Below are 21,487 nucleotides of genomic sequence, written 5' to 3' on the forward strand. Positions count from 1 at the left end.
TTATGGATCTATTAAAAAAATACATTAAGAGAAATAAAACACCATATTTTATTTCTGTGTTATTTGCAATACTTGGAGTAATTTCAAATCTTTTTGTATATATTATTCTAAGTAAGGTGATTATATCATTGATTGATGGTAGCCAAGATTTTTATTACTATATAAATAAAATTTTCTTTATACTTTCATGTCTTATAATCAAAGAAGTGTTTATGTTTTTGTCAACCATGATTTCTCATAAAACAGCCTATCAAATAATACGAGATATAAGAAAAAGTCTTATGGAAAAATTATTTAATATGCCATTAGGAGATATATTGAATGAATCTACTGGTAAGTTAAAAGACATAATTGTAAATCAAGTCGATAATACTGAAACAACATTGGCTCATATGATACCTGAGATGACAGCTAATTTAGTAGGACCTATAATATTATTTGTTTACATGTTAATTTTAGATTATAGACTAAGTTTAATATCTTTAATTCCATTAGTTATTGGTGGTTTTTTTATGGCAGGGCCCATGAAAAGAATGAAGGTAAAGTTTCCACAAGCAGTTAAAATTGGCCAAGATATGAATAATTCCGTGGTTGAATATATAAATGGAATAGAGGTTATTAAAACATTTAATCAAGGCGAAAAATCTTATAGAAAATACAGGGACAATGTGTATAAAAAGGCAAATTATTATTACGATTGGATGGGAGAAAATACAAGAGACTATGCGATAAGTATGTCTATTGCTCCAGTTGGTATTTTGACAATTATACCATTTGGTTTATATTTCTGTATGAATGGTTCACTAGATGGTGGTGTATTTTTAACATTGATAATCCTTTCTTTTGGAACTATCCAAAATATTATGAGAGTAATGACTTTTGAAGATGATATTGGAAGAATGTCAACTATTTTCGAAGAGATTAAAAATATACTTTCTGCGAGAGAATTATCTCATAAAAATGAAGATTTGGATATGATAATTTATAATATAGAGATGAAAAACGTAGATTTTTCTTATGAAAAAGATAAGCAAGTCCTAAACAATATAAATATAAATATAGAAGAAGGAAGTGTGAATGCTTTAGTAGGCGAATCGGGTTCGGGAAAGTCGACTATTGCAAAACTAATTTCAGGATTTTGGGACGTAGATAGTGGTTCTATAAGTATAGGTAATATAAATATTAAAGATATGTCCCTTGAAAAGCTATCTAATATTATTTCCTATGTAGCACAAGATAATTTTCTTTTTGATATGTCAATTAAAGATAACATCAGGATAGGAAATAAAAATGCTAGTGATGAGGAAATAATTGAAGTATGTAAGAAAGCAGCCTGCCATGATTTTATAATGAAGTTATCAGATGGATATGATACAAGAGTAGGAGAAGCTGGTAAACATTTATCTGGAGGAGAAAGGCAAAGAATATCAATTGCAAGAGCTATGATAAAGAATGCTCCAATAGTCATTTTAGATGAGGCTACATCTTATATCGACCCTGAAAATGAGGCCTTGATTCAAGATGCAATATCAGAGCTTGTCAAAGGAAAAACTCTAATTATAATTGCCCATCGTTTAAAGACAATAACCGATGCAGATAATATATTTGTAATTAAAAATGGAGAACTTGCATGTAAAGGAAGTCATGAAAAGCTTTTGAAGGAATCAAAAGATTATCACGATCTTTGGGTAACTGCTTTGAAAGGAGAAAAAGATGCTTAGTGTTTTTAAAAAGGTATGGAATTTTTCTATTGAAGAACAAGTGTATATAAAAAAATCAATATTTGCTAATTTTTTCGGTTCTATTTTTAATGCTTTACAATTTGCAGCAATTTATTATGCGATTGTTGGGATAGTAAACAAGGATATAAGTTACAAAACAATTGGAATATCAAGTTTACTTTTATTAATTAGTATAGCTGGAGTAATTATTTCAAAAAATTTCTCTATGCTCAAACAAACACATGCTGGATATTTTATGGCTGGACACAAGAGAATTGAATTAGGTGAAAAAATAAAAAAAGTTCCCATGGGATTCTTCTCAAGTCTAAGTTTAGGAAATTTAACAACTATTGCGACTACTAACTTAGATAATGTAGAAACTTGGGTCCCAACTTTGTATATTATGGTTTTCGGTGGTATGCTTAATGCTATTGTTTTTATCTTATCCTTATTTTTGTTTTCTTATAAGGTTGGTATTGCAGCAATAGTTGGGTCGATTGTATTTTTATTGATTGTTGCTCTTATGCAAAAAAAGTCCAGTAAAAATGCAGATAAGATTCACGAGATTCAGGTATCACTTACCAAAGAAGTCTTATCAACATTGCAAGGAATGCAAATTATAAAATCATACAATCTGAGAGGAAGTAATAATAAAAAACTTGACAAAAGCTTTGATGGTGCTAGTAAATATTCTTTTGATTTAGAAAAAACTATAATGCCATATAGTTTATTAGCTAAAATCATAATAGCTATAACAATTTGTTTGATGCTATTTATATCAATAAAATTGTATTTCGTTGAAAACAGTCAAATAGTCAATACTATTATGATACTTATAGCAAGTTTTGTAATATTTGATGGGCTTATAGCATCTGGATCTGCTATGGCAATGCTAAGAATGGTTGAGAATGCAATAGATTCTTATTCCTATGTAAATGATATGGAAGATATGGAAGAAGGAGAAGTTTCAGAGCCTATAAAAAATCACAATATAGTATTTAAAAATGTTTCTTTCTCTTATGATGATAGACCAATTTTAAAAAATGTATCAGCAGAGATAAAAGAAAATACTATGACTGCCATAGTTGGTCCAAGTGGGTCAGGTAAGACTACTTTCTGTAATTTAATAGCTAGATTTTGGGATGTAAATTCAGGTGGAATTTTAATAGGTGGAGAAAATATTAAAAATTATAAGATAGAAAACCTTATGAATTCAATTTCCATGGTATTTCAAGATGTATATCTATTTGAGGATACAATTGAAAACAATATAAAATTTGGAAAACAAAATGCGAGCCATGAAGAAGTAGTTCAAGCTGCTAAAAAAGCAAGGTGTCACGAATTTATAGAAGCTTTACCAGAAGGATATGACACTATCATCGGAGAAGGTGGAGCAAGTCTATCAGGTGGAGAAAAACAAAGAATCTCCATAGCAAGAGCCATGCTAAAAGACGCGGACATCATAATCTTTGACGAAGCAACTGCAAATATAGACCCAGAAAATGAAGATAAATTAAAAGAAGCTATAGAAGAGCTTACAAAGAACAAAACAGTCATTATGATTGCCCATAGACTAAAGACAATTAGAAATGCTGACCAGATTTTAGTTTTAAAAGATGGAGAAATAGTAGAACGTGGAAATCATAAAGAACTGATTAAGAATGATGGACTTTATTCTGACCTTATCAATGCAAAAGCTAAGGCAGAGTCGTGGAAATTAATGAATTAGAATGAGGAGATAGGTGTGAGAGCCTATCTCTTTTTATGCAAATGGATTTAATTGTGATATAATATAATCAATAATCTAAGTGGAGGTATAATATGGGACTATTTTCAGATAAAAGAGCAAAAGAAGAAAAGAAAACAGAGGATAAGCAAAAGTTCATCGAGCGCTATAAACTAGGAGACTTTGACGAAGAAGAGATAGAGGATATGTATAAGATATATAAAGCTACAAGATTTAGTGGTATGCAAGGACTAATCGAGCAAAACTGGATGATTATTACGCAGCTTAATAGGCTTAATAAAAACATCGAAGAGCTAAAGAAGAAGTAAGGTTTATGAAAGGCATCTATAATCATAGGTGTTTTTATTTTGCAAATGTCTTTGAAATTATTATAAATATTTATTATATAAATTGCAACAATAAGTTAGCCACCCAGACATCATATAGACTAAATGTATAGTATAGCTTAAAAGTATTTATTTTTATTAAACTAGATACTTTTAAGCTGTTTTATTTCCTTTATGAACTCTTCTTTTGCAGTTTTGTAATTAAAGATTTTTCTTGGCAAATTATTCATCCACTCGTTTATTCTGTATATTTTTTCTTTTGATACTTCTTCTATTGATGTGCCTTTTTGTATAAATCTTCGTATTAATTTATGTTGACATTCACTAGTTCCTCTTTCCCATGATGTATATGGATGACAAAAATATATATCTACATATTCTGCTAATTCTGATAAGCTTGAAAATTCTGAACCATTATCTGATGTTATACTTTTAAATATTTCTTTGTTTAACTGCGCATTATCTTTTAAGAATTTAAGTCCAATGTCTACTGCATCGGGTGTTTTTCCATGTATTTTTATCAGCTTTTCATATCTTGTTTTTCTTTCTACTAATGTAAGTAGTACTGGATCTGTCTTTTTCTTTTTACCTATAACTGTATCTATTTCCCAGTGGCCGAATTCTTCTCTTGTTTGTATTTTATCTGGTCTTTCTTCTATGGATATGCCAAGCTTTTTCTTGTTTTGTCTTGTTCTTCTTGTGCTATTTTTGTTTTTTCTCTTTACTTTTTCTAGTAGATCTATATTTTTTGTTTTCATTAGTGACTTATTTATCCAGTTGTAGAGGCTTTTTGTTGATGGTATTTCTGATGATGGAAAGAGTCTATTTGCTTTTGCGTATCCAACACATACATCTGGAGACCATTTATCTTTTAACATTTTATTGTCTGCCCATTTAAGAAATTCGACTATATCTATATATTTTGGTCTTCTTCCGCAAGAAGATCTATTGTTTATATATACCTCATAATTAGTTAAGGCAAAGTATTTTTCATCGTAGTAAGTATATGTTTTGTTATTACTTTTTATTATTCTCTTTTGCTTTACTGTGCCTTTCTTTATTGCGTTGTTTATTGTCTGCGGGGCTCTATTTAGCCTTCTTGCTATCTCTCTGTTGCTATGTCCATCTATTTTCCATGCCTGTATTAATGACATTTCATGTAGTGATAGATGTGAATTTTTCTTGCGTTCTGTAAATTCTATGGTATAATTTATATGAGTCATGTGTACCTCCGTATAGTTGTTTTTTTGTTTGTTACTAATACTATACCATATGTACACATGATTTTTTTATTTGGTGGCTAAGTTAATTATACAATCTTCCTAAATATTTATTATCAATAGCTAATGTGATATAATAAAGTAAAAGGAGTGATACTATGTTAATTATAGAGGTAATAATTTTATGTGCGCTCTTCTTCGCCCTATGCTACCTCGGAACAGGCACAGACGAGAAGAACCTAAAGAGCTACGCCTCCTACCCAGACGAAGTACAAAGGCGCATACGAGAAGTAGAAGAGTATAAGGGTAAGTTCCACGAAGCTAATATGGCGCGCACATGGCTTGCGAACCTTGTGGTGTTTTTAGCCTTATTCATAATTTTCGGATTCTTTATGCGCACAAAAGATTTTATGCAAAACTTTATAAATTTACTCATACTAGGCCAGGCGTTAAACATCTTCGACCTATTAGTCATAGACCTACTATGGTGGCGAAATGCAAGCCGCATAAGACTTACGAAAGTGCCAGAGAAAGCCTTGTACCTAAGTCCCCAAAAGCACATCCAAGCATTTCTACGAGCAGTAGTTATGTATATAGTCGTCGCAGCAGTGGATGGATATTTGTTGACATTGTTTTAATGAACAATATAGCTTGACAAGCTTTGCAAGATTCAATATAATAATCATGACGGAGGGTTGATACTCTACGTTTTTAAGTAGATTAAGGAGCAATAAATGAAAATACAGAAAAAACACATATTAATTAAAATATTTTTAATAATCAAACACAAAATAAATATTTTGTGGTATAATAATAGTGATTATGGATAAAGTTGAGTATTATTGGTAAATAATAAAAAAGGGGTGGAGCGATGTGTCTAATAAAAATATTATATTATCTCCTATTTTAAAATGGGTTGGGGGTAAAAGACAATTATTAAATGATATTCGCCCTTTGATACCAAAGAAAATAACACAGTATGTTGAGCCATTTGTTGGTGGGGGAGCAGTTTTATTTGATTTGCAGCCGAAGAATGCAATCATCAATGACTTGAACGAAGAATTAATAAATGTATACCTAAGCGTTCGAGATTATCCGTGTGAACTAATAGATTTGCTTGAACACTATCATAGTTTAAATAGTGAGGATTATTATTATTCGATAAGAGAACTTGATAGAAGCAAAGATTATCACTTAATGTCTTCTATAGAAAAGGCAGCTCGCATAATATATTTAAATAAGACGTGTTACAACGGCTTATTTAGAGTAAATCAAGCGGGTCAATTCAATGCTCCTTATGGTAGGTATAAAAATCCCAATATAATTAATAAACCAGTAATTTTAGCTATGAATAGGTATTTTAATGATAATGAAATTAAAATACTACATGGAGATTATAAAAAGGTTTTAACAAATTTAAAAAAAGGGTCGTTTGTTTATTTTGATCCACCATACATGCCACTATCAACATCCTCATCATTTACAGGATATACTGAGAATGGCTTCTCAGAAAAAGACCAAATTGAGTTAAAAAAGAAATGTGATAGGCTTAATGAAGAAGGTGTAAAATTTTTACTGTCTAATTCAGATCATACTCTAATCAAAGAAATATATAAAGATTATGAAATAATAACTGTAAAGGCGCGTAGAACAATAAATAGAGATGGAAATAAACGTGGAGAAATAAATGAATTATTAATAAGGAATTATAAATAAAATGAATACGAATGAAGCGTGGGAAAAATTAATTGAAAAATATAATATAATCGATAAAATAAAAAAAGATGGTGCATTTTATATTACTGCAAAGCAAATAGGTGAGTTTAAAGAGCCTAGATTAATGGCAAAATGGGATAGTTCTGAAGCGTTGCCAAAAGTTTTTAAACATAACAATATTAATATTTTGCCTGTTAGTAGAGGAGAGTATGTTTTAAGTGACTTTAAATTATATGAGCCAATACCTGAGTTAGGGCAGAGAGATGTACAGATGCTAAAAGTTGAAAGACCAATATATGATTCTATAGATATTGAAAATATTACATCTGAGTCTAATGCTATTCATGTTTTAATACTCTCAAAAATATTAGATGATTTTTTATCTGAAGATGACAATGTATCTACGTTTAGTGGCAGAATGAGTACTGGAGTATTTAGTTTTTATGTTGATAGACACAGAGGAACTTCACTAAATGTTAATGTGAACAAAGCCCAGTGTGAAATAGATGGCGGGGTGGAGAATAGCAATTCAGTTGTAATATTAGAAGCTAAAAATGTAGTGCGTTCAGATTTTCACATAAGACAACTATATTATCCTTACAGATTGTGGAAAAACAAAGTAAACAAACCCATTAGACTTGTATTTTTGATTTATTCTAATCAAATATACAGATTGTTTGAATATAGGTTTACAGATATCAAAAATTATTCTTCAATAGAATTGGTTAGAACAAAAAATTATTCTTTACAAGATACAGATATCTCATTGTTAGATCTATATAATGTATATGAAAATACACATGTTAATTATGATGATAATATGAAAAAATCAAATACTCCGTTTATACAAGCTAACTCTTTTGAAAAGCTTATATCTATATTGGAAATATTATGTGAAGAAAGCAAAACAAAAGATGAAATTTCTAATATCATGCAATTTGATTTGAGGCAAGCTGATTACTATTTTAATGCGGGTAAATATCTAGGATTGTTAAAGAAAATTTCGGTTAAAGAAGAAGCAGAAGGAAAAATTAGAAATTTTACAAAAATATGCTTGACAAGTCTTGGCAAAGAAGTAATGAAACTAAATTATAAAGAGCGTCAATTAAAGCTTGTATCCTTTATTTTAGAACATAAAATATTTCGTAAGTTGTTTTTTATCACATATGATGGTGGAAAGATGCCAGATAAAAAAGAAATTATTAAGATTATGAAAAAGAACAATGTTTGTGGTGATGGACAAATAGAGAGACGTTCAAGCACGGTTGAATCTTGGCTAAAATGGATATTTAGCCTACCAAATATATAGATAATAAATTTTAGAAATAGAGATAATATTTTATGTTATCTCTATTATTTTAATGTTATATATAAAAATTTATTAATTAATATCAATAGTTCAATTAGTTCTACGCTAGACAAAGGAGCAATAAATGAAAATACAGAAAAAACACATCAAATACATCATCTTCACCATGCTAATAGCTCTCGCACTAATAGCTTTTGACGTGCGCCTAAAAACTGTTCACTACACTATCACTTCAAATAAAATCAATACGCCTATGCGCGTAGCCTTAATCACGGATCTTCACTCATGCAAATATGGCGCTGGTCAAAAAATGCTGATTGATGCGGTGGATAAAGAAAAGCCGGACGTGATTCTTTTGGGCGGCGACATCTTTGACGACGTTATTCCTGACGATAACACGAAGACCTTTCTCACAGCCATCGCGAAGCGCTACCCAAGCTACTACGTTACAGGCAATCACGAGTACTGGAGCCGCCGTGTGGGCGAAATGCTAGCGTGGCTTGAAGCAAATGGCATTGAGGACATCGGTGGCAAGACCATTCGCATGAATATTCATGATAATGAGATCAGTCTATCGGGCCTTAACGATCCGGACGAGGCGCGCTACACAGGCGAGGGCGAGGGCATGGTGACTGAGCTTGAACGCGCTAAAAACGAAAGGGACGATACAGCTTTTACGATTTTATTAACTCATCGCCCGTCTTTTGTGAATTTGTATAAGGATGCCGGCTTTGACTTAGTACTCGCGGGCCATGCGCATGGCGGTCAGTGGCGCATCCCAGGCGTTTTGAACGGTACTTTCGCGCCTGACGAGGGCTGGCTACCGAAGTTTGCTGGAGGCATCTATAGCTTTGACAATGGCAGTGAGATGATTGTTAGTAGGGGCTTGGCAAGAGAGTCTACACGTATCTCACGTATTTTTAATAGGCCGGAGTTAGTTATAGTTAATATAAATCATTAAGAAGAGGGCAACGCTCTCTTTTTTATTTGTCTCGTTTGCCTTTTATCTATGCTTATGAAAATATTTATTTGTCAAAGGTGGCTATTGGGTAATAAGTATAAGAAAGGAGTAAATATGTTAGAACTTAAAAATATTTCAAAAATATATCACACTGAAGGCTTTTCGCAAAGGGCTTTGGACAATGTATCGATTTCGTTTAGATAGAGTGAGTTTGTTTCTATACTTGGTGAATCGGGTGGAGGTAAGACAACTCTTTTAAATATAGTCGGAGGTCTTATGCGCTATGACGAGGGTGACCTTGTAATCGATGGCAGATCTACGAAGCAGTTTTCGGACAAGGACTGGGACTACTATAGAAACGTTAGGATAGGCTTTATCTTTCAATCATATAACTTAATTAATCATCAAAGTATACTTGACAACGTAAAGCTGTCTTTGACTTTATCGAATAAAAATACTGGCGATGCTGAAGAAAGGGCTATCAAAGCTCTTGAAAGGGTCGGCCTAAAGGAGCACATACACAAAAGGCCAAGTGCCTTATCTGGCGGTCAAATGCAAAGGGTAGCCATAGCTAGGGCTTTGGTTAATGATCCACAAATCATACTTGCGGACGAGCCAACGGGTGCTCTTGACAGCGAAACATCTATCTCTATAATGAATTTACTAAAGGAGCTGGCTAAGGATAAGCTTGTCATCATGGTTACGCACAACAAAAGATTGGCAGAAGAGTACTCGACAAGGATAATCGGTATAAAGGACGGCAGGATAATTTCTGACACGGATCCTTATGAAGCGGAAGAAAAGGGCGACAGCTTTAAAATTTCGAAGATAGCTCTTAAGCTAAGAACGGCTCTAGGACTATCATTTAACAATCTTTTGAGTAAAAAAGCAAGAACGCTTCTAACAGCTTTTGCTGGATCCATCGGCATCATCGGCATTGCCCTCATCATATCTATATCAAATGGTGCAAGTGACTACATTGCTGACAATCAAAGGAATGCTTTGAAGTCTTTCCCAATCGATATTGAGAGCAAATCCATCGACCTATCTAGTCTTACAAAGCTTGATAACAACGTTTCAAAGACTACGGATAGATCTAAACTTAGCTCAAATGACATTGGTCTTACAAATAGGTCAAAGATATCAGGCAGCGGCTATGAGAATGACCTTGCCTCGTTCAAAGACTACCTAGAGAAGAATGAAGCGGAGCTAGACGAAAAGGTGGGCAAACACTTTATTTCTTACGCCTATGATGGCGGCTTTGACATTTATACAAAGGATGCTAAGGGCAAAGTGATTAATACTAATGGCTCTGATTTTGAAAAGAAGAGCGGCTTTGGCTTTAATCAATTTTTCAGCATGTCAGCTTCAAAGAACAATGACAATTTTTCTCAGATTATTAGTGATAAAGAGGGAAATATCTCACCAATGGTTTTAGATGAATACGAGCTAATCGAGGGCAAGTGGCCTGAAAAAGAGGACGAATTAGTATTATTTACTGATTATAATAATCAAATTTTAAGAAGTAATTTTTACGAGCTAGGCTTTTTAGACTCGGAAGAATACAAAAAAATCCTCTCTGATATGGACGATAATAAAAAGGTTGACATAAAAAAAGTTGAGATTGATCCAAAGGAAATCATCGGTCATGAGTACAAGGTAGTCACTCCAGCGGACTATTACGAAAAGAAGGATGCCGGCTACATTAGCATCAAGGATGATGAAGAGAAGAAAGAAAAGCTTATAGACTCTGCTATCAGCATGAATATAGCTGGTATTGCAAGGAAAAAGGCTGACAACGACTCCAATGTAAGTCAAACGCCGCTTGCCTATAGCAGTAAATTTACTGATGCGATGATTAAATATGTTTCAGAGCAAGAAATTATTAAGGAGCAATTAGATAAGAAGGACATAAATGTTTTAAATGGACTTAAGTTCAAGGCAGATACTGAAAAAGAAAAGATAGATCAGGCAAAAGACTATCTAAGGAATTTACCAGATGAGAGTCTTACTAGATTTAACGCGTGGATGCTGCAAAACAAGAAAGAGATGCTAGCAGAGATGCAATCGCTTAATATGCAGATGCGCGCCAAAGCTCCAGCTGCGTCTAAGACAAGAGAGTCAAATGACAGAGCTATGCTAAACTATATGCTTCATAAAGGCAAAGACAAAGATTACTTAGACGTTTATGATGAATTTTTGAAAGACTATTCTTACAAGAAAAACCTTGAAAATCTCGGCTATATCGATGAGAATAATCCATCGAAAATATCGATATATGTGGACGAGTTTGAAAATAGAGATAAAGTCAAAAAGCTTATTAACGAGTACAATGAAGGCAAGAAAAGCGCACAAAAACTTAACTTTAACGACTTTATCGGCTCCATTTCAAAATCCATCACAGACATACTTGCAGCCATATCATACGTTTTGATAGCCTTTGTGGGCGTCTCGCTTATCGTTTCATCGATAATGATAGGCATCATCACATATATATCCGTCTTCGAAAGAACAAAAGAGATTGGTATACTAAGGGCGATTGGCGCAAGCAAGGGTGATATCTACAAAGTTTTTATGTCGGAAACTTTAATTATAGGCTTGCTCTCAGGGCTCATAGGTGTTGGCATAAGCTCATTTTTAAATATATTCATAACAAAGATCATGGTTAAGGCAACGGGCATAAGTACTATTGGCTCAGTGCTTCCAAAAGAAGCGGCACTTATCTTGATTGCAATATCAGTTGTGCTTAGCTTGATAGCAGGACTTATACCGTCAAGCATAGCAGCTAAGAAAGACCCAGTTGAAGCCTTAAGTGCTGAATAAAATAAATTATGAGAAGGCTAAATAAATATATTTGCCTTCTTTTAATATAGAGGTGATATTTATGGCAAAAGACAATTACAAGACTATAGTCCATCCGCTTGAGCCATGCTTTACTAAGGAGTCGAAAATTTTGATTCTAGGTTCATTTCCATCGGTCAAGACTCGTGAATATGGCTTCTTTTATGGCCATCCGCAAAATAGGTTTTGGCGTGTTATGGAGATTTTGTTTAAAGAATACCTTGATAATGGCATTGCCACGCGCAAAGACTTTTTATCGAGAAAGAAAATTGCTCTCTACGACTCCATCTACCAGTGCGACATAGTTGGATCAAGTGATGCGAGCATTAAAAATGTCCAGCCATCTGACTTAAGCCGCATTATTAAAGGCGCGGACATTAAGGAAGTTTTTCTAAATGGAGCAACTTCGTATAAATATTATAAAAAGTATCACGAGAAGGACTTGGGACTCGAGGGAGTGAAGCTGCCATCGACAAGTCCAGCAAATGCGAGGTATAGGCTGGATGATTTAGTAAGCGAGTGGAGAGCAATTCTTAAGTATTTGAATTAATTTAAAAAAAGCTATTAAGAAATACTTACATGATGGCACTTTTCTGAAATAGAAAATCGGACATTGAATAAAAATTGGATATTGAAAACTATAATCATGGTGACTTAGTTTATCTAGGTCACTTTTTCTTTACTTTTAGCCGCCTTCGTGGTATTATTTAATGTAGACAGAAGATATTGGAGTGAAAGGAGATAGTATATGAAATATATGTATTTTAATTCGTCGTGCTCTTATGCGGGATTAGCAAATCTTTTGTATTCAGAAGGAATTGACACAGAAGATTTCGTAATTGCGAATGCGATTTATTTGCCATACCTCTTGGTAAAAGATGGCACATTTTACTTAGCAGGACCTATGCTGCAGTCTAAGGAGATCTTTGATATTTATCTAAATGCTCTTGGATATGAATTTATTGAAGAGAACTATGATAAAGAAGATGTTTTGAAAATATTAGAGGCAGCAGATAAAAACTATATGCTCGGCGTTAATATTGCCCCAGGCAATAAGCATGCGATAATTTTTCATGAGTACAAGGACAATAGATTTAGATTTATAAATAATAAATATGATGATAGTGACGAGCCTGACGAATTCGTTTGGACTGCAGGGGAACTTAAGGAAAGGCTTGATGAAGTGACGCAGATTGCACATCTTGAAAAATGCGATGCTAAGGACGTTGATATGGAAGAGCCGCTATTGAAGTCTATAGAAAATCTTGGCGCGCTTAAAAAGGATATAATCAATTTTTCAAAGCACGTGATTACTAAGCAGGAACTAAGAGAGTCAATGAATACGCTGTTTAGAGCGGCTCTACTTGATTTAGTGACTATGTTTATACTTATTGAAGAGGATAAACTTATGAAGAGAACAATAAGACTTCAAAGACAATTCATAAATCTTATTAAGAAGGGCAAAGATAGCCTTGTGCTTGAAGAAGAGATGGATGTGGATAGCTTGGTAGATGTTCTTAATGAATGGGAGAGACTTATGAAGAATAATTTGAAGGAGTATAGAGAAAGGATATAAATGAAGATAAATAAATCCTATTTAGAATTATTGCCATAATGGCACTTTTCTGAAATAGGGATGAGTTATTCGAAAATTTCGAATAAGTCAATACTATAATCGCAGATGACTTAGTTTATCTAGGTCACTTTTTCTTTACATTTGAGGGCTTTCGTGGTATTATTGAATTATACAGAGGTGATTATATGAAGTGGAAAGAGATTCCGAAAATTGATGCACATGCTCATCTTGTTACAAAAGATTTTAGAGAATTTTTTAAAGATGACAAGGAGAGCTGCTGGACATATTCAAATAAGAGTTATTTTAAGCAAATTGCTAAAGAATACAACGTCAAGAAATTTATCTTGCAGCCGACAAACGATACATACATGTATCAAGAAACTGTTACGAATAACAATTGGCTTGCATCACAAGTAAAGCAGTCTAATGGTTTGTTCTTAGCCTTTGCTGACATTCAAAATAACGGTGCATATATCTTAGACGTCGCTCCAAATCATTTAGAAATTGCGATTAAAGACAATGGCCTTTCAGGTCTCAAAATTCATCCGAACAATTTAAACATTCCATTCGACGATTTAAGGATGGTACCCGTACTTCGTAAAGCAGCTGAACTCAAAATTCCAGTTATGGTGCACTCAAATCCGACCATGGTCGGCTTTCACGACGACTGCGCTCCAGATAGAATTAACAAGATGATACAAGTCTTTCCTGACATAACTTTTATAGCCTCACATCTTGGCGGAATGAAGTGGCAAGATGCCTTAAGCGCACTTACTTACGTGGATATTTCATATATATTGCCAAAGCTATATGAAATATATGGTAGAGATATGACAGAACGTATATTAAAAGCATTCGGTGCCGATAGGCTTATCTTTGGAACTGATTTTCCGCAAGTTTATAAGACAAAGGCAGAGGATGTCTATGAAAGATACTGTAGTATTCTAGACGAAATGAATTTTTCAGATGAAGATATGGAGAAGATTGCATATAAAAACATATGCAAAATACTAAATATAGAGATTTAGGAGGACTTATGAAGATAATTTACAAAGACATTTTAATTAGAAATGCAGGTGAGACTGATGCGGCTCAGCTCGCATCTTGGTGGAATGACGGCTCTGTCATGGCTCATGCAGGCTTCCCGAATGGCGTGAACACTAATGAAGAGAAAATCAAGGAGCAGATCAAAAATTACACTGATGCTCACAGAGTTTTGATGATTGAGTACAAAGGCAAGGCCATCGGCGAGATGAACTATGAGTTTTCTGATGATGATAGATGCGAGATAGGTATAAAGATATGCGATAGCACTTATCAAGAGAAGGGGCTTGGACGAGTAATACTTACTTTGTTTATAGAAGAGCTCTTCAAAATGGGTGCGAAGACCATATTCCTAACGACAAATCTAAATAATAAAAGAGCTCAGCACGTTTACGAAAAGCTTGGCTTTAAGAAAATTCGTGTAGATTATGATTCGTGGACGAATCAACTTGGAGAGAAGCAATCTATTGTTTACTACGAATTAAAAGAAGAAGAATTAATTAGCTTTAAATAAATCCTATTGAGAATTATTGCCATAATGGCATTTTTCTGAAATAGGAAATGAGTTATCCGAAATTTTAGGATAACTCAAAACAATAATCATAGGTGACTTAGTTAGTTCTAGGTCACTTTTTCTTTACTTTAAGTGCATTTCGTGGTATTATTTAATTAAGAAAAATAAGGGGTGATTATATGAAAAAAATATTATTAATTTTACTCGCTCTATCCATGTTTATGGTCTCGTGCGGAGGAAATAGCAAAAATGAGGCCATAGATAAGGGCATCAATGAGGCGGACGCAAATCAAGAGGCTGTTAAAGAAGCTGAAGACGATGAGGAGCCTATTGACGAGGAAAAAGAAGATAAAGAAAATAATGAAGAAGAAAAAATAGATGAAGATGCAGAAATAGACTACGCTGTAAGTGTTGACGGCGAAGACTACGGCTACGTTGAGAATATTAACGGAAGGCTATTTAACGTATCCGGCATTAACAAGATCATGGTTCGCGCTTGGAAGAGTGGCGAATATGCTGACGACAAGGCTTTAGATCAAGTGACTGACTACTCAAAACTCGTTAACGACAACGAAATCATCTACGGTGTTTACCCTGGAAGTATGGAGTTTTCCTTTACTTACAACGAAAGCTACAATATCAGCTACAAATTTGTAGGTGACATCGACGGCATTGATAGTTTTTCTTACAAAGAGCACGAGCCTGAAGAAGCAAAGGTCATGGGCGAGACTCTTTACTTTGACATAGACTACTTAAGCAGCATCTTTGCTTTTAAATACAAGCTTGATAAGGAAAATAAAGTCCTTGTCATCGACTCACAAGGCGACTACACTGCTAAGATGACTGAGCTTGACCCATCCAGCTACGATAGCATCGAAGCTCTACTAAAAGCAAATTTTGACAAATAGTTTTATAATAATATTATAGCTCTATACACTTAAAAAGGCTCTCAGCATATGTTGAGAGCCTTTCAATATACAAAATTAATCCAATTCGCCCATGTCTTTTCTACGCAAATAGTTTTTGTACGCCTTTTTTACTTGAGGCGCAAGTAAGAACAGAGCGATAAGGTTCGGGATGACCATGAAGCCGTTGAATGTGTCGGCTAAATCCCAAATGATGTCGTTACCAAATTTTGATCCAACAACGATACATATAATTACTAGCACCCTATATACGTTGATGGCTTTTTTTCCTTTGAATAGGTAGCGGATGTTCATCTCGCCAAACATGTACCAACCAACTATGGTTGTGAAGGCGAAGAACATTAGTGACACTGCTAGGAATATGGTTCCAGCCTTACCAAAAGCCGATGTAAACGCATATTGAGTGATGGCAACAGCCTTTGCACCCGACATGTGAGCGTCAGTTGCTAGAACTATAAGCGCAGTGATTGAGCAGATAACGATAGTGTCAACAATAACGCCAGCCATCGCTACAAAACCTTGTATACAAGGGTCCTTAACCTTTGCAGTCGCGTGAGCATGAGGTGTTGAGCCCATACCAGCTTCGTTCGAGAAAAGTCCTCTCGCAACACCATTCTTAATCGCTTCTTTCATAACAGTACCAGCCATACCGCCGATAACAGCTTGAGTTGAGAAGGCTTCTCTAAATATGCCAGAGAAAACTAGTCCCAAATGATTTCTGTATATATAAAGGATAGCGCCTGAACCGATGATGTAGATAAGCGCCATGAAAGGCACTACAAGCTCAGCCATAGTCGTAATTCTCTTAAGGCCGCCCATGATGACAAAGCCAACAAGAACCGCAAGTCCGATACCGATATAAAGCGCATTAACATTTAGAGCGTTCGACATTGCTAGGGCTATGGAGTTCGATTGAACCATGTTGCCGACAAAGCCAAGAGCAAGGATAATTGTTATTGAGAATATTATTGCAAGTGGCTTTGACTTAAGTCCCTTAGAAATGTAGTAAGATGGTCCGCCGACAGGCTCGCCGTCTCTTTCTTCCTTATATAGTTGAGCAAGAACCGCCTCAGCAAATATAGTTGACATGCCAAGTATACCAGAAACCCACATCCAGAAAATCGCACCCGGTCCACCAGATGCAACAGCAGTAGCAACACCGCCGATGTTACCAGTACCAACTTGAGCGGCAATCGCCGTAGCAAGCGCTTGGAACGAGTTTACTTCGACCTCGCCATCATCTTTTTTCTCTTTTTTGTCTTTCTTTTTAAATAGTCCTCCGAAAGCGTATTTAAACATAAGACCAAGCTTAGTGATCTGCGGAAAACCTAGATATATAGTGTAGAATATACCTAAAGCTAAAAGCGCATACATCAAAAACTTTGTCCATAAAACGCTGTTAATCGCCTTGACGATGGGCTCTAGCTTAAATGCTAAATATGTATTAATCATATTAATTCCCCCTTTTCTTTATTATAACATAGAAGTAATTATAGTGTAAATAGCTTAAGAGATGATAAATTTTTATTAATAGCATAAGAAATTATTATACTTAACGCCTTACGTATTAATTTTACGAATGGCGTAGCCATGATAATAGTGGGGCGCCTTTACTTAATTTGCATTAAATCAAGCCCTTTTGCTAGTTTCGAATTATTTTGTCGCTGCGGAGTGCGTTTAGCACACCTCACTCCAAAAAATTCTGTACAACGCAAAATCATCTTGATTTCTCTGCAAATTATAATTCACTTATATCGTTTTGCACGTAAATCGTTTTTTATTAATAGTAAGACGAGCAAATGACATATGACGTGAAATGGCATATGACGAGCACTTGTAGTCCGCCGCGCAGATGGCATATGACGGGCAAATGGCATATGACGGGCGTTTGATATGGCGAAATTGCTAAGCATAGCAAAATCACTTTCAAAAGCAAAATTACTAAAGATAGCAAAATTGCTAATCGTAGCAAAACCATTAGCAAAGTAAAAAAATAAGCAGAGGAGCAAGACCATAATCGTGGCAAAACAATTGTCGCAGAAAGGCCATAAGCAAAAAAAGACACAGTGCTTAGCTGTGCCTTATAAAACTATTCTACTGTATATTACTTATCCTTAATCTCTAAAAGTTCTTCGCCAAGCTTGTAGATATTGCCAGCACCGACAGTTAAGATGATGTCGTTTTCCCTTAGATTGTCAAGAAGATAATTTTCGATGTCCTCGAATTTCGAGATATACATCGCATCGTAGCCATGCTCCTTCATCGACTTGATCAGGTCCTTGGAGTGAACGACTTTCGTATCCTTTTCTCTCGCAGCGTAAATGTCTGTGATGATGGTTACATCGCTTCTCTTAAACGCTTCGGCAAAGCCTTCTAGAAGTTTTTGCGTTCTAGTGAAGGTATGTGGCTGGAAGATGGTTATGATCCTGCCTTTAGCCATCTTCTTCACGGCTTCAAGTGTCGCCATGATCTCTGTTGGGTGATGTGCGTAGTCATCTATGATGCGCACGCTTCCGATGTAGCCCTTTGTCTCGATCCTTCTGTGAACGCCAGCGTATAGAAGGATGTACTTCTTAATATCTTGCAGTGAAGCGCCATAAGTATTCGCCATGGCGATGGCAGCAAGCGCATTATAAACGTTGTGCTTACCTAAAACGCTTAGCTTGATCTCAGTTTTTTCATTGTTGTGAATTAAATCGAAGTTCGCGCAGCCATTGTCATCATAAGTGATGTTCTCAGCTTTATAGTCAGCGTCTGAGTCGATGCCGAAGCTGATGGTTTTGGCTTTAACGTCTTTGATGGCCTCAATGACGTGCTCGTCGTCTTTATTGTATAGAACGTAGCCAGTTGATGGCACGTCGTCAGCGTACTTTTTGAATGTGGCGATGATGTCTTCGATGTTTTTATAAAAGTCTAAGTGGTCTTCGTCGATGTTTAGTATCATGGCCATGGTAGGATTGTATTTTAAGATGTTTGCCTTGTACTCGCAGGCTTCGCTGACAATGATGTTTCCTTTACCTATCCTGATATTGCCGCCAATTTCATCAAGTTCGCCACCTAAAAGTATGGTTGGATCCATTTGCGTATGTGTTGTGATTGAAGCAATCATCGATGTTGTAGTAGTTTTGCCGTGTGTGCCTGAAACGCAAACTGAGTTAGGGAAGAGCTTCATCACTTCGCCTAAGAAGCTTGCTCTGTCATAGATCTCAAGGCCAAGCTCTTTTGCTCTTAAAAGCTCTGGATTGTCTGGGCGTATCGCGTCAGTGTAAACAACTACCTTTGATGACTCTACGTTTTTTGCTTCGTGCTTGTTGTATACAACGGCACCCATCTTCTTAAGTCTTTCTATGATTTGTGATTCACCTGTGTCAGTTCCTTTAACTTTGCAGCCCTCCGAGATAAGCAGCTCGGCAAGTCCACTCATGCCTATTCCGCCTATGCCTATGAAAAATATATTATCAATATTGTGTTTTTTCAAAAAAAATCCCATTTTTCCTCCTAAATATATAAAAAGTACTTGAAAATAATTCAACTCTTTAGTATAATATATATATAAGCTATTTTATAATTTCGCTTATATAACTATCATAATATATATTATGATAAAAATCAAGCAAATTTTAGCTGAATTAGGAGGATGGAGAAAATGACAATCACAGACGTAAGAGTAAGACTAGTTGACAAGGAAGGTTTAAACTTAAAGGCAACAGCTTCAGTTACTTTTGATAACGCTTTTGTTGTTCACGACATCAAGGTTATCGAAGGAAGAGAAGGTTTATTCATTGCAATGCCTTCAAGAAAGGTACCTAATGGTACTTACAGAGACGTAGCCCACCCAATCAACACAGAAGCAAGAGCTGACATCGAAGAAAAAGTTTACAAAGCTTACGAAGCAGCTGTTGAAGACGCAAAAAACGAAGCTGATGAAGAAATACTAGTAATGGAAGAAAAGTAGTAATTTTTAATTAGTTATTAGAAATATGAGCCTCTAGCCAGGCTCTTTTTTCTTTGCAAAAAAATATATATATAAATATATATATAATAGAATATCTTTTCAATTCGTAAGGCGAAATGTCTTGACAAGTCATCTCGTAAATGATAAAATTATTGAATTGAAAGGATGAGTTATATGAAAAATTTACGTGAAATGTTTCAGGATAAAAAGTTTTTAAAATTAGTATATAGCCTTGCAGTGCCAGTCGCACTTCAAAATCTACTCGCAAGTGTACTTAATACACTGGATACGACTATGATATCGTCACTAGGGGACTATGCGATATCGGCAGTTGGTCTTGCAAACCAAATCTTCTTCTTTATGACAATTATCTGCTTCGGTATAGCGACAGGTACTTCAGTTATGATTGCTCAATACAATGGCAAGGAAGACTACGAAGGCGTGAGAAAATCACATGGTATGGCTTTGATGCTATCCTTGATCGTGGCAAGTATATTCACAATACTGGCGCTAGCTATACCAGAACAGCTGATGAGAATCTTTACAGATGACGCAAACGTAATACCTTACGGCGTTACATACCTTAGAGTAGTTTCCTTCTCATATATACTTACAGCAGTGAACTTCATTTATTCAGTATCGATGAGAAGCATAGGTAATGCAAAGACGCCTCTAGTTGCATCGACATTTGCCTTCTTCGGAAACGCCTTCTTTAACTACGTATTCATCTTTGGTAAACTTGGCTTTCCTGCTATGGGCGTAGCGGGTGGCGCTCTAGGTACTATTTTAGCTCGTATACTTGAATTTATCGTTTTATATATAACACTTAAAAAGCACAGAAGTCCACTAAAAGGCAAGATTAAGGATTTCATTACATTTGACAGCCATTTCAAAAAACTTTATCTAAAGACAGCGGGCCCAGTGATTTTGAACGAAACATTCTGGTCCTTAGGACAAATAGTTTACCAAATAGCTTACGCAAAGCTAGGAACAAGGAGCGTTACAGCCTTGCAGATAGGTATGACAGTGCAAAACATCTTCTTCGTTCTAGCTAGAGGCTTAGCCGGCGCTTGTACAGTTATAGTCGGTAACTCCATCGGCGCGGGCGACGAGGAGCAGGCGTATAGATACGGAACGTGGCTACTAGAGCTCTCAGCCTTGACAGGACTTGTACTCGGTGCTTTGATGATCATATTTAGAGAGTCTTTCTTCGTCATCTTCCCGAACATAACGCCAGAATCAAAAGCCATAGCTGCAGATTTATTCATCACCATGGGTATTGCGCTCTTCGTTAAGACACATAACTCGACCCTTATAGTCGGCATATTTAGAGGCGGTGGAGACACAAGATACTCCATGGCTCTTGAGATGAGCTGCGTTTGGCTCATAGGAGTGCCACTAGCCTTCCTTGGCGCAGTAGTATTAAAATTACCGCTTCACTACGTGTACTTGATGGCGTGCGGCGAAGAATTTGCCAAGGCAGCCATAGGACTACCTAGAGTAATTTCGAAGAAGTGGATTAAGAACATAACAAATGAATAGATGAGATGTGTAAGAGCAGTGTGAGCTGCTCTTTTTTAATGCCAAATACATGGATGAAAACGTGCCAAATACATGGATGAAAACATGCC

Annotated in this window: 18 protein-coding genes; 15 read left to right on the forward strand and 3 right to left on the reverse strand. The window is 35.4% G+C overall.

Annotation, left to right across the window (positions count from 1 at the left end; genetic code table 11):
- The first annotated feature begins 2 nt into the window (after nucleotides 1-2).
- From BN3004_RS02900 to BN3004_RS02910, 3 genes are all read left to right on the forward strand, one after another.
- Nucleotides 3-1,721, forward strand: coding sequence for an ABC transporter ATP-binding protein (locus BN3004_RS02900; protein WP_058259758.1), 1,719 nt, complete (start codon nucleotides 3-5; stop codon nucleotides 1,719-1,721).
- Complete coding sequence (locus tag BN3004_RS02905; protein ID WP_058259759.1) at nucleotides 1,714-3,450, forward strand: ABC transporter ATP-binding protein; 1,737 nt, start codon at nucleotides 1,714-1,716, stop codon at nucleotides 3,448-3,450. The genes BN3004_RS02900 and BN3004_RS02905 overlap by 8 nt, the downstream gene beginning before the upstream one ends.
- Before the next feature lie 92 nt (nucleotides 3,451-3,542).
- Nucleotides 3,543-3,776 (forward strand): hypothetical protein, encoded by a 234-nt coding sequence (locus tag BN3004_RS02910; protein ID WP_058259760.1) that lies wholly within the window; start codon nucleotides 3,543-3,545, stop codon nucleotides 3,774-3,776.
- Between the two features lie 161 nt (nucleotides 3,777-3,937).
- On the opposite strand, the gene BN3004_RS02915 is transcribed toward BN3004_RS02910, so the two are convergent.
- Nucleotides 3,938-5,017, reverse strand: coding sequence for an IS30 family transposase (locus BN3004_RS02915; RefSeq protein ID WP_058259272.1), 1,080 nt, complete (start codon nucleotides 5,015-5,017; stop codon nucleotides 3,938-3,940).
- Nucleotides 5,018-5,172: 155 nt separating this feature from the next.
- Between BN3004_RS02915 and BN3004_RS02920 the strand changes: the two genes are divergently transcribed.
- The 10 genes from BN3004_RS02920 to BN3004_RS02965 all read left to right on the forward strand — a co-directional run bounded on the left by BN3004_RS02920 (nucleotide 5,173) and on the right by BN3004_RS02965 (nucleotide 15,883).
- Nucleotides 5,173-5,652, forward strand: coding sequence for a hypothetical protein (locus BN3004_RS02920; RefSeq protein ID WP_058259761.1), 480 nt, complete (start codon nucleotides 5,173-5,175; stop codon nucleotides 5,650-5,652).
- A gap of 235 nt (nucleotides 5,653-5,887) precedes the next feature.
- Nucleotides 5,888-6,730, forward strand: coding sequence for a DNA adenine methylase (locus BN3004_RS02925; protein ID WP_082244058.1), 843 nt, complete (start codon nucleotides 5,888-5,890; stop codon nucleotides 6,728-6,730).
- 1 nt (nucleotide 6,731) lies between these two features.
- Nucleotides 6,732-8,039, forward strand: a complete 1,308-nt coding sequence (locus BN3004_RS02930; protein ID WP_058259762.1) for a type II restriction enzyme — start codon at nucleotides 6,732-6,734, stop codon at nucleotides 8,037-8,039.
- Between the two features lie 124 nt (nucleotides 8,040-8,163).
- Complete coding sequence (locus tag BN3004_RS02935) at nucleotides 8,164-9,000, forward strand: metallophosphoesterase (protein ID WP_058259763.1); 837 nt, start codon at nucleotides 8,164-8,166, stop codon at nucleotides 8,998-9,000.
- 219 nt (nucleotides 9,001-9,219) lie between these two features.
- Nucleotides 9,220-11,823, forward strand: coding sequence for an ABC transporter ATP-binding protein/permease (locus BN3004_RS02940; protein WP_278315521.1), 2,604 nt, complete (start codon nucleotides 9,220-9,222; stop codon nucleotides 11,821-11,823).
- A gap of 61 nt (nucleotides 11,824-11,884) precedes the next feature.
- Nucleotides 11,885-12,391 (forward strand): DNA-deoxyinosine glycosylase, encoded by a 507-nt coding sequence (locus tag BN3004_RS02945; RefSeq protein WP_058259764.1) that lies wholly within the window; start codon nucleotides 11,885-11,887, stop codon nucleotides 12,389-12,391.
- A 198-nt stretch (nucleotides 12,392-12,589) separates the two neighbouring features.
- On the forward strand, nucleotides 12,590-13,417 hold the full coding sequence (locus BN3004_RS02950; protein WP_058259765.1) for a hypothetical protein: 828 nt from the start codon (nucleotides 12,590-12,592) through the stop codon (nucleotides 13,415-13,417).
- 185 nt (nucleotides 13,418-13,602) lie between these two features.
- Nucleotides 13,603-14,445 (forward strand): amidohydrolase family protein, encoded by an 843-nt coding sequence (locus BN3004_RS02955; RefSeq protein WP_058259766.1) that lies wholly within the window; start codon nucleotides 13,603-13,605, stop codon nucleotides 14,443-14,445.
- Nucleotides 14,446-14,453: 8 nt separating this feature from the next.
- Complete coding sequence (locus BN3004_RS02960; RefSeq protein ID WP_058259767.1) at nucleotides 14,454-14,975, forward strand: GNAT family N-acetyltransferase; 522 nt, start codon at nucleotides 14,454-14,456, stop codon at nucleotides 14,973-14,975.
- 179 nt (nucleotides 14,976-15,154) lie between these two features.
- The gene (locus BN3004_RS02965) at nucleotides 15,155-15,883 is read left to right on the forward strand and encodes a hypothetical protein (RefSeq protein WP_058259768.1); all 729 of its coding nucleotides are present in this window, start codon (nucleotides 15,155-15,157) and stop codon (nucleotides 15,881-15,883) included.
- A 75-nt stretch (nucleotides 15,884-15,958) separates the two neighbouring features.
- Here the strand turns inward: BN3004_RS02965 and BN3004_RS02970 are convergent, their stop codons facing one another.
- Entirely contained in the window at nucleotides 15,959-17,353 is a 1,395-nt protein-coding gene (locus BN3004_RS02970) for an alanine/glycine:cation symporter family protein (protein ID WP_058259769.1), read from the reverse strand.
- Between the two features lie 652 nt (nucleotides 17,354-18,005).
- Nucleotides 18,006-19,391, reverse strand: coding sequence for a UDP-N-acetylmuramate--L-alanine ligase (gene murC / locus BN3004_RS02975; protein ID WP_058259770.1), 1,386 nt, complete (start codon nucleotides 19,389-19,391; stop codon nucleotides 18,006-18,008).
- 156 nt (nucleotides 19,392-19,547) lie between these two features.
- Here murC and spoVG point away from each other — a divergent pair, with 156 nt between their 5' ends.
- On the forward strand, nucleotides 19,548-19,856 hold the full coding sequence (spoVG, locus tag BN3004_RS02980) for a septation regulator SpoVG (RefSeq protein ID WP_058259771.1): 309 nt from the start codon (nucleotides 19,548-19,550) through the stop codon (nucleotides 19,854-19,856).
- A gap of 174 nt (nucleotides 19,857-20,030) precedes the next feature.
- A complete protein-coding gene (locus tag BN3004_RS02985; RefSeq protein ID WP_058259772.1) occupies nucleotides 20,031-21,398 on the forward strand; it encodes an MATE family efflux transporter in 1,368 nt (455 codons plus the stop codon).
- Nucleotides 21,399-21,487: the final 89 nt, after the last annotated feature.

The organism is Fenollaria timonensis (assembly GCF_001457835.1).
Classification (GTDB): domain Bacteria; phylum Bacillota; class Clostridia; order Tissierellales; family Peptoniphilaceae; genus Fenollaria; species Fenollaria timonensis.

What these genes read in the sequence shown, in the direction of transcription:
- BN3004_RS02960 (WP_058259767.1), top strand. Translation starts at nt 14,454, where the DNA reads ATGAAGATAATTTACAAAGACATTTTAATTAGAAATGCAGGTGAGACT.
- BN3004_RS02905 (WP_058259759.1), top strand. Translation starts at nt 1,714, where the DNA reads ATGCTTAGTGTTTTTAAAAAGGTATGGAATTTTTCTATTGAAGAACAA.
- BN3004_RS02970 (WP_058259769.1), bottom strand. Translation starts at nt 17,353, where the DNA reads ATGATTAATACATATTTAGCATTTAAGCTAGAGCCCATCGTCAAGGCG.
- BN3004_RS02965 (WP_058259768.1), top strand. Translation starts at nt 15,155, where the DNA reads ATGAAAAAAATATTATTAATTTTACTCGCTCTATCCATGTTTATGGTC.
- BN3004_RS02900 (WP_058259758.1), top strand. Translation starts at nt 3, where the DNA reads ATGGATCTATTAAAAAAATACATTAAGAGAAATAAAACACCATATTTT.
- BN3004_RS02955 (WP_058259766.1), top strand. Translation starts at nt 13,603, where the DNA reads ATGAAGTGGAAAGAGATTCCGAAAATTGATGCACATGCTCATCTTGTT.
- murC (WP_058259770.1), bottom strand. Translation starts at nt 19,391, where the DNA reads ATGGGATTTTTTTTGAAAAAACACAATATTGATAATATATTTTTCATA.
- BN3004_RS02935 (WP_058259763.1), top strand. Translation starts at nt 8,164, where the DNA reads ATGAAAATACAGAAAAAACACATCAAATACATCATCTTCACCATGCTA.
- BN3004_RS02945 (WP_058259764.1), top strand. Translation starts at nt 11,885, where the DNA reads ATGGCAAAAGACAATTACAAGACTATAGTCCATCCGCTTGAGCCATGC.
- BN3004_RS02950 (WP_058259765.1), top strand. Translation starts at nt 12,590, where the DNA reads ATGAAATATATGTATTTTAATTCGTCGTGCTCTTATGCGGGATTAGCA.
- BN3004_RS02910 (WP_058259760.1), top strand. Translation starts at nt 3,543, where the DNA reads ATGGGACTATTTTCAGATAAAAGAGCAAAAGAAGAAAAGAAAACAGAG.
- BN3004_RS02930 (WP_058259762.1), top strand. Translation starts at nt 6,732, where the DNA reads ATGAATACGAATGAAGCGTGGGAAAAATTAATTGAAAAATATAATATA.
- spoVG (WP_058259771.1), top strand. Translation starts at nt 19,548, where the DNA reads ATGACAATCACAGACGTAAGAGTAAGACTAGTTGACAAGGAAGGTTTA.
- BN3004_RS02915 (WP_058259272.1), bottom strand. Translation starts at nt 5,017, where the DNA reads ATGACTCATATAAATTATACCATAGAATTTACAGAACGCAAGAAAAAT.
- BN3004_RS02920 (WP_058259761.1), top strand. Translation starts at nt 5,173, where the DNA reads ATGTTAATTATAGAGGTAATAATTTTATGTGCGCTCTTCTTCGCCCTA.
- BN3004_RS02985 (WP_058259772.1), top strand. Translation starts at nt 20,031, where the DNA reads ATGAAAAATTTACGTGAAATGTTTCAGGATAAAAAGTTTTTAAAATTA.